The 13,800-nt window shown below is 55.1% G+C and carries 11 protein-coding genes; 1 reads left to right on the top strand and 10 read right to left on the bottom strand.

Annotated features, from left to right (window positions below; all coding sequences use genetic code 11):
- Nucleotide 1: 1 nt before the first annotated feature.
- From yejF to LDK53_RS07025, 9 genes are all read right to left on the bottom strand, one after another.
- Nucleotides 2–1,591 carry a microcin C ABC transporter ATP-binding protein YejF gene (yejF, locus tag LDK53_RS07065; RefSeq protein WP_216689772.1) on the bottom strand — a complete coding sequence of 530 codons (1,590 nt, stop codon included), beginning with the start codon at nucleotides 1,589–1,591 and terminating at the stop codon, nucleotides 2–4.
- Between the two features lies 1 nt (nucleotide 1,592).
- Nucleotides 1,593–2,618 carry an ABC transporter permease gene (locus tag LDK53_RS07060; RefSeq protein ID WP_025756283.1) on the bottom strand — a complete coding sequence of 342 codons (1,026 nt, stop codon included), beginning with the start codon at nucleotides 2,616–2,618 and terminating at the stop codon, nucleotides 1,593–1,595.
- Entirely contained in the window at nucleotides 2,618–3,712 is a 1,095-nt protein-coding gene (locus tag LDK53_RS07055) for a microcin C ABC transporter permease YejB (RefSeq protein WP_059385226.1), read from the bottom strand. Before LDK53_RS07055 ends, LDK53_RS07060 begins: the two co-directional genes overlap by 1 nt.
- Before the next feature lie 9 nt (nucleotides 3,713–3,721).
- Nucleotides 3,722–5,527 (bottom strand): extracellular solute-binding protein, encoded by a 1,806-nt coding sequence (locus LDK53_RS07050; RefSeq protein ID WP_225285176.1) that lies wholly within the window; start codon nucleotides 5,525–5,527, stop codon nucleotides 3,722–3,724.
- Between the two features lie 74 nt (nucleotides 5,528–5,601).
- Complete coding sequence (locus LDK53_RS07045; RefSeq protein ID WP_025756280.1) at nucleotides 5,602–7,158, bottom strand: cyclic di-GMP phosphodiesterase; 1,557 nt, start codon at nucleotides 7,156–7,158, stop codon at nucleotides 5,602–5,604.
- A gap of 127 nt (nucleotides 7,159–7,285) precedes the next feature.
- Nucleotides 7,286–7,855: a bifunctional murein DD-endopeptidase/murein LD-carboxypeptidase gene (gene mepS / locus LDK53_RS07040; RefSeq protein WP_008500946.1), complete on the bottom strand. Its 570-nt coding sequence runs from the start codon at nucleotides 7,853–7,855 to the stop codon at nucleotides 7,286–7,288.
- A gap of 426 nt (nucleotides 7,856–8,281) precedes the next feature.
- Nucleotides 8,282–8,983, bottom strand: a complete 702-nt coding sequence (locus tag LDK53_RS07035; RefSeq protein ID WP_164881271.1) for a phosphatase PAP2 family protein — start codon at nucleotides 8,981–8,983, stop codon at nucleotides 8,282–8,284.
- A 33-nt stretch (nucleotides 8,984–9,016) separates the two neighbouring features.
- Nucleotides 9,017–10,003: a CobW family GTP-binding protein gene (locus tag LDK53_RS07030; protein ID WP_025756279.1), complete on the bottom strand. Its 987-nt coding sequence runs from the start codon at nucleotides 10,001–10,003 to the stop codon at nucleotides 9,017–9,019.
- A 123-nt stretch (nucleotides 10,004–10,126) separates the two neighbouring features.
- Complete coding sequence (locus LDK53_RS07025; RefSeq protein WP_225285170.1) at nucleotides 10,127–11,593, bottom strand: mannitol dehydrogenase family protein; 1,467 nt, start codon at nucleotides 11,591–11,593, stop codon at nucleotides 10,127–10,129.
- Nucleotides 11,594–11,797: 204 nt separating this feature from the next.
- Between LDK53_RS07025 and uxuA the strand changes: the two genes are divergently transcribed.
- Nucleotides 11,798–12,988, top strand: a complete 1,191-nt coding sequence (gene uxuA, locus LDK53_RS07020) for a mannonate dehydratase (RefSeq protein WP_025756277.1) — start codon at nucleotides 11,798–11,800, stop codon at nucleotides 12,986–12,988.
- Between the two features lie 116 nt (nucleotides 12,989–13,104).
- Here the strand turns inward: uxuA and yeiP are convergent, their stop codons facing one another.
- Nucleotides 13,105–13,677: an elongation factor P-like protein YeiP gene (gene yeiP, locus LDK53_RS07015; protein ID WP_008500940.1), complete on the bottom strand. Its 573-nt coding sequence runs from the start codon at nucleotides 13,675–13,677 to the stop codon at nucleotides 13,105–13,107.
- Nucleotides 13,678–13,800: the final 123 nt, after the last annotated feature.

The raw sequence follows: 13,800 nt of genomic DNA, 5'->3' as shown, positions 1-13,800 counted from the left end.
GCTAGTCTGCCGACAACAGCTGGCGCGTGTAGCGCTGCGTTGGCGCGGTGAATACGCGCTGGCACTCACCCTGCTCGACCACTTCTCCCTGTCGCAACACAATCACCTGATGGCACAGCGCCCTCACTACCTGTAGATCATGGCTGATAAAGATATAGGCCAGCCGGTGTTTTTCCTGTAACCCTTTGAGCAGCGCCAGGATCTGCGCCTGTACGGTCCTGTCCAGAGAGGACGTTGGTTCGTCCAGAATAATCAACTCTGGTTTCAGGATCAGCGCGCGGGCAATCGCGATACGCTGGCGCTGCCCGCCGGAGAATTCAGCCGGGTAGCGGTGACGCGTCTCGGGATCTAAACCCACTTCAACCATCACCCGTTTCACCTCCTGCTCGCGCTGCTGAGCACTCAGGGCGGGCTGATGCACGCGCAGGCCCTCTTCGACAATCTGTAACACGCTGAGCCGCGGGTTAAGCGAGGAGTTGGGATCCTGAAAAACCACCTGCATGCGGGGACGAACGGGCAGCATCTGCCGCCGGTTCCAGCGGTGCAGCGGCATGCCGTCAAAGAGGATCTCGCCCTGCGAGGCAATTAAGCGCAGCAGCGCCAGACCGGTGGTGCTTTTACCCGAACCGGATTCGCCCACCAGCCCGAGGGATTCGCCAGGACGCAGCGAGAATCGGAGGTTTTTCAGCACCGGGTTTCGATCGACAATGCGCCGCAAAATACCTTTGCGGATCGGGAACGAGACGGACAGATCCTCAACGCGCAACAGCGGCGCGCTGTCCGCATCGAGAGGAACCGGATCGCCGGCGGGTTCGCTGTCGAGCAGGCGCTGCGTATAAGGATGCTGTGGCGCGTTCAGCAGCGTGGAGGCGATATTCTGTTCCACACATCGCCCGTTTTGCATCACCGCGACGCTGTCGGCCAGCTTTTTCACAATGCTCAGGTTGTGCGTGATAAACAGCAGGCTCATATTGAGCTCGTCACGCAGCTCCCGCAGCAGCGTTAATATTTGCGCCTGTACCGTCACGTCGAGCGCCGTTGTGGGCTCGTCGGCTATCAGCAGTTCCGGGCGCGTGAGCAGGGCCATGGCAATCATCACGCGCTGGCGTTCACCGCCGGAGAGCTGATGCGGAAAATCATTGAGCCGTTTGGCCGCATTGCGTATGCCTGTTCGCTCAAGACAATCCAGAATTTCTCCCCGCGCCGCCTCTTTGCGCATCCCCCGGTGCAGGGAGAGCACTTCATAGAGCTGTTTTTCCAGGCTGTGCAGCGGGTTGAGTGAAACCATCGGCTCCTGGAAGATCATGGCGATTTTGTTGCCGCGAATGCCGCGCAGGGTGTGTTCGTCGGCATGCAGCAGTGAACTGCCGTGAAACAGAATATCCCCTTGCGGGTAGCTCACCGGCGGAGACGGCAGCAGGCGCAGGATGGAAAGGGCAGATACGCTCTTGCCGGACCCCGATTCCCCCACCAGGGCCAGCGTTTCACCGCGCTGGATCTGCAGCGACAGATCGGTGACCACGGTGCGCGTCTCGCCCTGCGTTGAAAAAGCAATCGACAGGTTATCAATACTGAGAAGAGGCTGGGTCATCTTATACCGCCTTGTTAGGGTCGAAGGCATCGCGCACGGCTTCGCCAATAAAAATCAGCAGTGAAAGCAGCACGGCCACGGAGAGAAAAGCGGCGATGCCTAACCACGGCGCCTGCAGGTTGTTCTTACCCTGCAGCAGCAGTTCGCCGAGAGACGGCGAACCCAGCGGGAGACCAAAGCCCAGGAAATCGAGTGAGGTGAGGGTGGTGATGGAGCTGCACAGAATAAACGGCAGGAAGGTGAGCGTGGCCACCACGGCATTTGGCAGCATATGGCGGAAGATAATCCCGCGATCGCTGACCCCAAGCGCCTGCGCGGCACGAATATAGTCGAAATTGCGGGTACGCAGGAATTCCGCGCGCACGACGCCAACCAGTGCCATCCAGCCGAACAGGACGGTGATGCCTAACAGCCACCAGAAACCGGGCTGCACCACGCTGGAGAGCAGAATGATGAGAAACAGCGTTGGCATGCCTGACCAGACTTCAATCACCCGCTGGCCCCAGAGGTCGATTTTTCCCCCGTAGTAGCCCTGAACGGCACCCGCCACGACGCCCAGCACGCTGGAGAAAATGGTCAGCATCAGCCCAAAGAGAAGCGAAATACGGGTGCCATACAGGATGCGCGCCAGCACGTCGCCACCGTTGGCATCCGTTCCCAGCCAGTTTTGCGCGGAGGGCGGAGAAGGGAAGGGGGTCGTCGTGGCGAAGTTAATACTGTTTGCGCCAAAGCGCACCGGGGCCCAGAGCGCCCAGCCGTGTTGCTCAATCTGCTGGCGAAGCCACGGATCCTGATACTCCGCCGGCGTGGCAAATGGGCCGCCAAAGTCGCTTTCGTTGTAACTGACCAGAACAGGCACGTACCAGCGGTCGTTAAAATGCACCAGCAACGGTTTATCGTTAGCGATCAGTTCCGAGAACATGCTCAACACAAACAGCACGGCAAAGATCCACAGCGACCAGTAGCCGCGGCGGTTGTGGCGAAAGCGGGCCCAGCGGGCCTGGTTGACGGGGCTTAAACGCGGCATCAGCGGCCCTCAAAATCGATTCGGGGATCGACCAGCGTATAGCTGATATCGCTGACAATATTCAGCAGCAGGCCAATCAGGGTGAAAATATAGAGCGTGCCAAACATCACCGGATAATCACGCGACACGGTGGCCTCATAGCCCAGCAGGCCAAGACCGTTGAGCGAGAACATCACCTCAATCAACAGCGAGCCGGTAAAAAACATACTGATGAACGTGGCTGGAAATCCGGCGATCACCAGCAGCATGGCGTTGCGGAACACGTGTTTCCACATGATCTGCTTTTCACTCACGCCCTTGGCGCGGGCGGTGACGACGTACTGTTTACGAATTTCATCGAGAAAGGCGTTTTTGGTCAACATGGTCAGGGCGGCAAAGCCGCCTATGACGGTTGCCAGAACCGGCAGGGTAATATGCCAGAGATAGTCGGTTATTTTCTGATACCAGGGCAACGTGCTGAAATCGGCGGAGACGAGCCCTCGCAGTGGGAAGAGATCGAAATAACTTCCCCCGGCAAAAAAGACGATCAGCAGGACGGCAAACAGAAACGCCGGAATGGCATAGCCGATGATGATGAACGTGCTGCTCCAGATATCAAAGCGGCTGCCGTTATAAACCGCTTTGCGGATCCCGAGCGGAATTGAGACCAGATAGATGATCAGTGTTCCCCATAGCCCCAGCGTTATCGAAACCGGCAGGCTTTGCTTAATCAACGTCAACACTGACGCGCTGCGAAACAGACTGTCGCCGAAATCAAAGCGGATGTAATCCCAGAGCATTTTGAAATACCGCTCGTGAATCGGTTTGTCAAAGCCGTAGCGATGAGTGATCTCGGCGATCACCTCCGGATCCAGACCGCGTCCGCCGCGATAATGGCTTTCGCTGATATTCCCCACGCCGGTTCGCGCATGGCTCGCGCCCATGCCTTCACCGCCCCCGCCGGGCATGCCGCCGCTGTTGCCAAATTCAATGGCGGCAATCGCCTGATCGACCGGCCCTCCGGGGGCGATTTGCACGATAAAAAAGTTAATCGTGATGATGGCCCACAGGGTGGGGATGACCAGCAGCAGACGGCGGAGAAGATACGCACCCATGATGATTCCTTATCGCCGCTCAGCGGGAAGTCTGGCGGCTTTGTTGACGTCATACCACCAGGTATCAAAGCCGAGGGAATAGACCGGGCGCACGGCAGGCACGGAGAACTTGTCCCAGCGCGCGAGGCGGTCTTCGCCCATGTACCACATCGGCAGCATGTAGTAATTCCAGGTTAACACTCTGTCGAGGGCGCGCCCAAGCGGCACGAGCTTTTCTTTATCTCCCTGCGCCGCCACAATTTTCGCAATCAGCGCATCAATCGCCGGGCTTTTTACGCCCGGAGCATTGTACGAGGAGTCGATGTAGCGGGAGGCCCAGGAGATTTGCAGGTCCGAGCTGGGCCACGGTTGCGCGGGCCACAGGCGCTGCATCATGTCGTAATCCCGGCTGCGCATGCGGCTGGTGATCTGGGCGTTATCGACCTGGCGAATGTTCATGGTTACGCCCAGACGCTCAAGATTATGCTTAAACGGCAGTACCCACTGATCGTTGCCCCCGGACGAGAGCAGCAGTTCAAAGCTGAGAGGCTGACCCGTTTTGGCATTAACCCGTTTTTGATTCTTCAGGTGCCAGCCCGCATCATCGAGCAGCTTGCTGGCTTTCAGCAGGTTGTCGCGATCGTAACCGTCACCGTTCGACGCGGGCGGCTGAAAGACACGGGTGAACACCTGCGGGGGGAGCTCGGCTTTCAGCGGCGTCAGAAGGGCCAGTTCGTCCGCTTTCGGATAATCACGTGCGGCATACTCGGTATTCTGAAAATAGCTGTTAGCGCGGCTGTAGGCGCCGTAAAACAGCGCTTTGTTCATCCATTCAAAATCAAAGGCCAGGGTAATGGCTTCCCGCACCCGGCGGTCAGTAAATACCGGACGCTGAATATTAAACGCCAGCCAGCGCGTGTCCTGGGCAGACGCATTTTTGTGTTCGTCCTTAACGATATAGCCTTTGGCGAAATTTTTCCCGATATAGCGGGTCGCCCAGTTTTTGGCGCTGCTCTCTACGCGTAAATCGAAGGCACCGGCTTTGAACGCCTCAAACGCCACGTTATCGTCAAGGTAGTAGTCATAGCGAAGGGTGTCGAAGTTCCAGCGCCCGCGGTTTACCGGCAGGTCAGCCGCCCAGTAGTCTTTAACGCGGGAGTAGACCACATACTGCCCCATGCGCCAGTCGGTGATGCGATAGGGACCGCCTGCCAGCGGTGGCGTCGAGAGCGGGTCGCTTAGCTTATGATTCTTCCAGAACGATTCCGGCATCACGGGCAGCGAGAACAGACTGAGCATATTCTCTTTGTTCGGTTCGCTCAGCTCAATGCGTACGGTCAGCGGCGCAATAGCTCTGACTGACGCCCCCTTATAGACAATGCGGAACTGGGGAACGCCTTCGGTCATAAATTTATGAAAGGTGAAGGCGACGTCGCTGGCCTTAACCGGTGTGCCATCGTGAAAACGTGCCTGGGGGTTAAGGGTGATTTCCGCCCATGCGAAGTTATCGGCATAACGCACATTCCCGGCAATCAGCGGATAGTAGCTGCCGGGCTCATCATCAGACGTGACAAAGAGCGTATCGTAAAGCGATTCCGTTCGCGCCGCCGCCACCCCACGCAGGGCGAAGCGGTTAAAGTTGTCGAACGTTCCCGTGGCGGAAAGCGTGACCTTTCCGCCTTTCGGCGCGTCAGGGTTAACGTAATCGAAGTGGGTAAAATTGACGGCGTATTTCGGCTCGCCAATCACCGCGAAGGCGATATTTTCTTTGATGGCTTGCGCCTGGCTGGACAGGCTCGTGAATGCCAACATCAGCAACATAACGCGCATAAGCATTTCGCGGCGGCTCCCTCTTTTACAGACCGGCTCGGTTAAGCTGAATAATAAGTGACGCCGCAGGCAATGTGAAATTATTCACCGTCGGGTGATACGTCCGGTCGCCATTCGCGGAACTGTGCCAGCGGCATCGGGCGGCTAATCCAGTATCCCTGCAGGAAGTTGACGCCATGTTCACGCAGCCAGGCGGCCTGTTCCGGCGTTTCCACCCCTTCGGCGACGGTCGACATATTCAGTCGCCTTGCCAGCGTGAGCACGGCATCCAGCACCGGCGAGGTTACGGTCTCGGTACCAATGGCATTCACGAAACCTCGGTCGATTTTGAGATAGTCCATGGTGAAATGCTCAAGATAAATTAGCGCACTGTGGCCCGTACCAAAATCATCAATGGCTATCTCAAAGCCTTCATTATGCAGCCACTCGAAAAGGCTGTTGGCTTCCCGATGGTTAAGCATGTCGCGCTCGGTAATTTCCAGCACGATCTGGAAGTAATCCGGCGGCAGTAGCGCTTTGAAGGTGCGCATATCGTCTTTGAAGCTTTCCGCATGCAGATGTCCGGGCGCAATGTTGATCCCCACTTTTGCTCCAGGGGGAAGAAGGGTCTGTAACACGGGGGCATCGTGAATAATCAGATCAAAGAGATGCAGCGTCAGCGGGACAATCAGCTTCTGCGCTTCAGCGAAGTTGATAAATGCATCTGGCGGAATTTCTCCCATTGTCGGATGTTTCCAGCGCATCAGCACTTCAAGCCCGGTCATCCGGAGCGATTTGGCATCAACGACGGGCTGATAAACCACATAAAACTGACCGCGCTTAATGGCGCTTAAAATCTCTTTACCCGGATTGAGCCGAATGCTGAGGATGTAGTAATTGAGCGATCCGGCAGCAATACCGCATACCAGCCCGAAGAACAGGGCATAGAGAATTTCATCGCTGGTCCACGCGTCCGCATACAGTTTTATGGTCAGGGGGACCTCTTTCAGCGTCGCGGTGCGGGCCGGGATATCATGTAAATCATGCGCTTTGACTAGCCTGCTGGAGCGCGTCGACAACGCATTATCACCAATAATGATGGCAATGCCCGCAAACTCGTCCTGACGCGCGGTATAGAGCAGGTAAGGCGTCAGATTGATATTCACCGAGGTGAACACACCGCCATCCTTCACTAACGGGTTACGGTACCAGATGGCAATCGCGGGTTTATTGGGCAACATCGGGGTGCCCGGTAGCAACGCCATATCAATCGGTTTACCGATGTGCAGCTCAGGTATCAGCTCCTCCATCGGGACATTCATCGGGCCGGTGGCCGATGAGCAAAATGCCATTTTGTCTCTTACCAGCAGGAAGGCGCGAACATTAATGCTAAAGGCGGCGCGCGAGGTGAGCTCCTGATTGACCTCCTGGCAGGTGTTCAACGTGAGCGGCTGGAGAATATCGACAGCGTTTTTTAACTCATCGAAATAGCTCTCCATATAGATGGAGATATCGTGAATCAGGGTGTCGAATTTGGTTTCCCGCTTGTGGTAGCTCCAGAAAAACTGCAATGACCCGAGGAGCAGGGCGGCGATAAGACCCGTGATAATGCTGATGAACAGAATCTTGCGATTGCTGGAAAAGTAGCGGGTGAACATAGACGTCGTGATTCCTGAAATGCCGCTGGATGTATTCAGTGTAACGGGCAAAAAAAAACACTGCCGAAGCAGTGCTTTTTTTCATCGTATCGCCAGCCAAGGGATAACCAACGATACAATTGTCATCTTAACTGCGGGTCAGAACACGGCGCGCTTCGTTGTAACGCTTCTTCCAGTACGGTTCGTTCATGCTGGAAATGGTCACACCACTGCTGGTGGAGGCATGTACAAACTGGTCATTACCAATGTAGATGCCAACATGACGACCTGTAGAACCTGCACGGAACAGAACTAAATCACCGGTGCGCAGTTTCGTACGTGAAATCGACTTGCCCATCTCCTGCTGTTCATACGTTGAACGCGGAAGGTCTAACCCAAACTGCTCACGGAACGTACGCTGTACAAAACCGGAACAATCAATACCTGTTTTTGTGCTGCCGCCAAGACGATAACGCACGCCTTTCCAGTCAGCATACTGGTCCATAATGCGGGACTTCACGTCCAGATTACGTACCATATTTTCAAATTCATCCTGAGAGGCTTGCAGTGACGAGGAATCTTCCATTCCCACAACACGCGTCTCAGGATGCATATTCTTTGCGGTGTTCGATGTACTACATGCAGACAACAGTACCGCGACTGCTATCGCCGGGATCCCCCGTAAGATATATCTCAGAAACGGTTGAGATTTGACCATTTTGTTTATTTTCCCTTGAAGTCCTTAACGACAAATATCGTTATAAAAATGCCAAACGTGACGAGACTAATTATCTGTTCACATTGAGACAATTCTTTCTGATCACATTTGTGGCACAGCGCACAAAATTATTCACCAGCGAAATCATTATCTCTATGGGGCAAAACGAGTTCGAGATTAACCGATTGCCCGGGGTATTGCGAGTAAAAAAAGCTTTTTTTTATAAGAAATTGTGATACAGAAAGTAAAAATCCGTAATTGCTTAAAATACGGTCGGATCCGACGCGTTATCGCGCAATTGCTTCATTTTTATCATGAAACTGATGACAGGAATATGACAGCGCGAAACGATCGTGGCGGGAAGGCTATCAGGGATCATGTCGATCCCTGATGATTAACGTTAATTTGAGTTAGATGTTTGTTTAATTATTGTTGCTTTTTGCCCGGAAGATAGCGATCGAACAGGCCTATTATTCTGTCACTCAGCGGCGTCATCAGACACCACGGCAACGCAATCAGCGCAACGGAGAGCGAACCGACGGCAATATCGCTGAACCAGTGGGCGCCAATCATTACGCGCGGGAAGGCAAAAACCACAAAAATAATCAGGGCTATTGCAAAGGCTTTTCTGCCGAAATAGCGAAGCATTATTGCGGAAAAAATAAGCAACATCATCCCGTGATCGCCGGGGAAACTGTCCTTCGACGCGTCTTTTGTCGGAATATGCAGCAGCTCGCTGACGCGATAAATATCGGTGAAGAATAGCGTTGGGCTTGAACGTTTAACCGGAATAATCGCGGTAGCCAGCTGGTTAATGATGACCGCGAACAGCAGCATCACCAGACCGATAATCAGAATGCGTCGACGTCCCGCATTATCGGCTTTCAGCCAGAATGAGAGCATCAGGCAGCCCATGGCCAGCAGAGAGAAGCCGTCGAAGGCGCGGTTGTTGGTGAGAGCCACCAGCCACAGGAAGGCGTTGCTCTTAACCAGCTCCTGGTTGAAGAAGTGAAAAATGGTCGAATCCAGCGGGAACCAGAAACCATGATTCGCCGGGATATACCAGGAGAAGAAAAGCGCCAGACCGGCGACATTAAGCAGTAATATCAGGGGAAATCGCGTTGTCATAACATTCAGCATAGAGTGAAAACTGGGGCAACGTTAGCCGCCCGAACTTAAACGAATCTTCAACAGGCTGGACTGCAAGGCATTCCAGTCGGTGTTAACCGCACTAATTAACTCTATACGGCTGTCCGGCGGCGCCACGTTTTGCGTTTCAATGAAGAAATCGTCGCCCTGGCGGTTAATCCGTACCAGTCCATCCGGCGTGCGCATAATCCCTTTCACGCGATCGACGGGGGCAAGTCTGGCCCACTCCAGGATCCCAATGGTGTCGAAGACTGTTTCAGCATCAAAGATCCAGCCGCAGGCCTGATATCCCTGACCGCTATTCAGATTGCGGCGCCAGCGCTGATGCTCCGGCAGACTGAGGGCAGCCAGACCCTGCTTAACCGGATGACTGTGCGCGTGCTCCGCGCTGGCGGGCAGCTCGGTGAGGTTCAGACGAGGAAGATCAAGCAGGGCGCTGTCTATTTTCCCCTGGGTGGTCTGTACCCGCGTACGATTACCGCCGAAATGCTGCCACCACGCTTCCAGTGCCGCCTGACTTTCAGCCGTGGCGCGATCTTCTTTATTGGCGACGATAATGTCAGCCGAGGCGAGCTGGTCGCGGAAGTTCTCATTGGCGACGGCTTTTTCATCGAGCAACTGGCGTGGATCGAGCAGACACAGGGTGGCGCGCAGATCGATCCACGGCTCGTAAACCGGGGCGGTCAGTAGATCGAGGATCTGCTTCGGGTGGCCCAGTCCGGTGGGTTCAATCAGCAGGCGGTCGGGTTTGCCCTGACGCAGCAGCGTGTTGAGTCCCACCTGCATTGGCAGGCCATTGACGCAGCACATGCATCCGCCGGGGATCTCTTTAATCAGCGCGCCGCTGGATGACAGCAGTGCGCCATCAATGCCTACCTCGCCAAATTCATTGACCAGCACGGCCCATTTCTCGGCCGGATCTTTAGTTGCCAGCAGGTGAAGAATGGAGGTGGTTTTTCCGCTGCCGAGAAAACCGGTGATGAGGTTGGTTTTGGTCACGTGCGCTCCGGGAGAGAAGGGTGATGCGATAACACTGTTCTCTTATCCTGACGAAAAACGTGACCAATGAGAAGGGGAAGGGCGAACGGAGACCCTTTCCGTTCGCGTTAAGCGCAATAATCGTTAAATATTTAACGTTTCAATAACAGCCTGACGCGCGCCGTGGCGGCTGATTCGCTGGTAGGCCTGGTTAACCGCCTCAACAAAAACGCGGTTTTGCGCCAGATCGTGGCCAAAGACTTCACTCAGCCCCAGCAGCGCGTTGACGCGATCGACCTCGTCGCTGGCATCAACAACCGCACGGATTTTATCGCTGAGGGGATCGCGAACATCAATCGCGTTGCCACGGTCGTCGGTGCCGCTGACGTAGCGTATCCAGCCGGCCACGCCGAGCGCCAGCAGTGGCCACGGCGTTTTTCGCTCAAGATGGATGCGGATCCCGTCCAGCATGCGCTGGGGCAGTTTCTGGCTACCGTCCATCGCGATTTGCCAGGTACGGTGCTGGAGTGCCGGGTTCGCAAAGCGTTCGAGCAGGCTATCGGCGTAGGCGGTGAGGTCGACATCCTGAATACGTAATGTGGGCGCCTGTTCGTCGAGCATGAGCCGACGGGCGGCATTACGGAAAGAGGGCTCCTCCATACATTCATTAATGTGCGCATAGCCCGCGAGATACCCGAGATACGCCAGGAAAGAGTGGCTGCCGTTGAGCATGCGTAATTTCATCTGCTCCCACGGCAGTACATCCTGCACCATCTGGACACCCGCCACTTCCCACTCGGGACGGCCCGCGACAAAGTTATCTTCCACCACCCACTGAATAAACGGTTCGCAACTGATGGCGCACGGATCTTCAACGCCGAGCGCTTCGGTGATTTCCGCAAGCGAGGCGTCAGTCGCGGCGGGGACAATCCTGTCGACCATCGTGCCCGGAAAACTGACGTGGCTTTCGATCCACTCCGCCAGCGCAGCGGAACGTTTTTGCGCCATGCCCAGTACCGCATTTTTCACTACGTGCCCGTTATCCGGGATATTGTCGCAGGAGAGCACGGTAAAGGCGGGCAGGCCACGCTCGTGGCGGCGATGGAGGGCTTCGACCAGAATCCCCGGGGCAGAATGCGGTTCAGTCGGATTTTCAAGGTCGTGGACGATCCGCGCGTTGTGCAGATCCAGTTTACCGGTCGCAGGATCGATGCAATAGCCTTTCTCGGTGATGGTGAGCGACACAATCGCGACCTGCGGCTCACAAAATTTCTCAATAATGGCGGACAGGGAGTCCAGCTTTGCGTTCAGGCATTCATGGACGGCGCCGACGATAATCGGCTGATTGCCGTCTGCACCTTTCTCCAGCACGGTAAACAGATGATCCTGCGCGCGCAGCTGGCTCATCAGCACATCACCGCTGAAGAGGCTGATCTCACAGATCCCCCAGTCGCCGCCTTTTTCATTCAGCACCCGGTTTGTTAACAAGGCCTGGTGCGCGCGGTGAAAGGCACCAAAGCCAAAATGAACGATGCGGGAGCGTAACTGCGCGCGATCGTAGCGAGGTTGCTGAACGTGAGCAGGCAGCGAGGTGGAGGCAATTGTCTTCATGAAATACACACCTGATTAACCATTAATTAACAATGCCAGTGTAAAGTTATATGACAACAAATAAAATTGGTGAGCCGTAAATATCCCGGTTCTGTGAGTTTGATCAATCAATGTGTGGCGGTGTATTGACCCTTCACGGCAAACATGTATGGTAGTCGTCATCGCATTAACACATATTGGTATAACAACTTGAGGGGTGGGGTAATGGAACAAACCTGGCGTTGGTACGGGCCGAACGATCCGGTTTCTCTTGATGATGTGCGTCAGGCTGGCGCAACGGGTGTTGTCACGGCGCTGCATCACATTCCTAACGGTCAGGTCTGGCCGGTGGAGGAAATTAAACAGCGCCAGGCCCTGCTGGCGGAGAAGGGATTAACCTGGTCTGTCGTGGAAAGTATTCCGGTTCATGAGGATATCAAAACCCATACCGGGGAGTATCAGACCTGGATTGCGAACTATCAGCAGAGCATTCGTAACCTTGCGGCCTGCGGCATTGATACCGTCTGCTATAACTTCATGCCGATCCTGGACTGGACGCGCACTGACCTTGAATATCAGATGCCGGACGGTTCAAAAGCGCTGCGTTTCGATCAGATTGCCTTTGCGGCATTCGAACTGCACATTCTGAAGCGCCCGGGCGCCGAAGCGGACTATACCGCGGAAGAGCAGCAGCAGGCGCTGGCGTGGTTTAACGCGGCAAGCGACGCGGACATTGAAAAGCTGACCCGCAATATTATTGCTGGCCTGCCGGGAGCGGAAGAGGGGTACACGCTGGATCAGTTCCGCGCGCGTCTGGCGGAGTACGGCGATATTGATAAGCACCAGCTGCGTGAAAATATGGCGTACTTCCTGCGCGCCATTGTTCCTGTGGCGGAAGAGGTTGGGGTTCGCCTGGCCGTACACCCGGACGATCCACCGCGTCCGATCCTCGGCCTGCCGCGTATCGTCTCCACGATTGAAGATATGCAGTGGCTGAAGGAGACGGTTAACAGCATCTACAACGGTTTTACCATGTGTACCGGCTCCTACGGCGTGCGTGCGGATAACGATCTGGTGCGGATGATTGAAACCTTTGGCGATCGTATCCACTTCACGCATCTCCGTGCGACCTGCCGTGAAGAGAACCCAAAAACCTTCCACGAAGCCGCGCACCTGGGCGGTGATGTGAATATGGTTGCGGTGGTGGACGCCATTCTGGCGGAAGAGGCGCGTCGTAAGCAGGCGGGCGATGTACGTCCTATTCCATTCCGTCCCGATCACGGCCACCAGATGCTCGACGATCTGCGTAAGAAAACCAACCCTGGCTATTCGGCAATTGGCCGTCTGAAAGGGATGGCGGAAGTGCGCGGCGTGGAGCTGGCGCTGAAGATGACGAAGTATCCGGAGCTTCTGTAAGCGAAATTGCCGGGTGGCGGCTGCGCCTTACCCGGCCTACAAAAACACAAAAACCGGCTTCAGGGCCGGTTTTTCGTAGGCCCGGTAAGCGTAGCGCCACCGGGCAAAAGCCGCAATCAGTCAGCACGACCCATATAACGTTTTTCTTCGATATGGATGCGGATTTTCTCGCCCGCTGAGAGGTATTCCGGTACCTGCACAACCAGACCGGTTGTCAGGGTAGCCGGTTTGTTGCGGGCGCTCGCAGATGCGCCTTTGATGCCTGGTGCCGTTTCAACGATTTCCAGATCGACAGTCTGAGGTAGTTCCAGCGCCAGCAGCACGCCATCCCAGGTCAGAACCTGCATGTCAGGCATGCCGCCTTCAGGAATGAACAGCAGCTCTTCTTCAATCTGATCTTTGGTGAAGATGTACGGGGTGTAATCTTCTTTGTCCATGAATACATATTCGTTGCCGTCGATGTAGGAGAAATCAACGTAGCGACGGGTCAGGGTCACGGTATCAACGATATCGTCACCTTTAAAGCGCTCTTCCACTTTCAGGCCGGTACGGACATCGGCAAAACGCATTTTGTACAGCGTTGCTGCGCCACGGGCGCTCGGGGCCTGAATGTCGATATCTTTCACAATCAGCAATTTGCCGTTGTAATTCAGTACCATACCTTTCTTAATTTCGTTCGCTCTTGGCATTGCAGTAATCCTGTTTACGGGAGGTAAAAAATATCGCGCCAAATTACTCGTGCGCGGCCTTTCAGGCAAGAGGAATTCGTGGCTTTTGCTATCAATACACAAAAGGTGTTACTGTGCGCGCGA

It is taken from the genome of Enterobacter sp. K16B (assembly GCF_020216105.1).
GTDB lineage: Bacteria > Pseudomonadota > Gammaproteobacteria > Enterobacterales > Enterobacteriaceae > Enterobacter > Enterobacter sichuanensis.
Note: the sequence above shows the minus strand (reverse complement) of the source record. Positions and strands in the feature narration are given on the sequence as shown.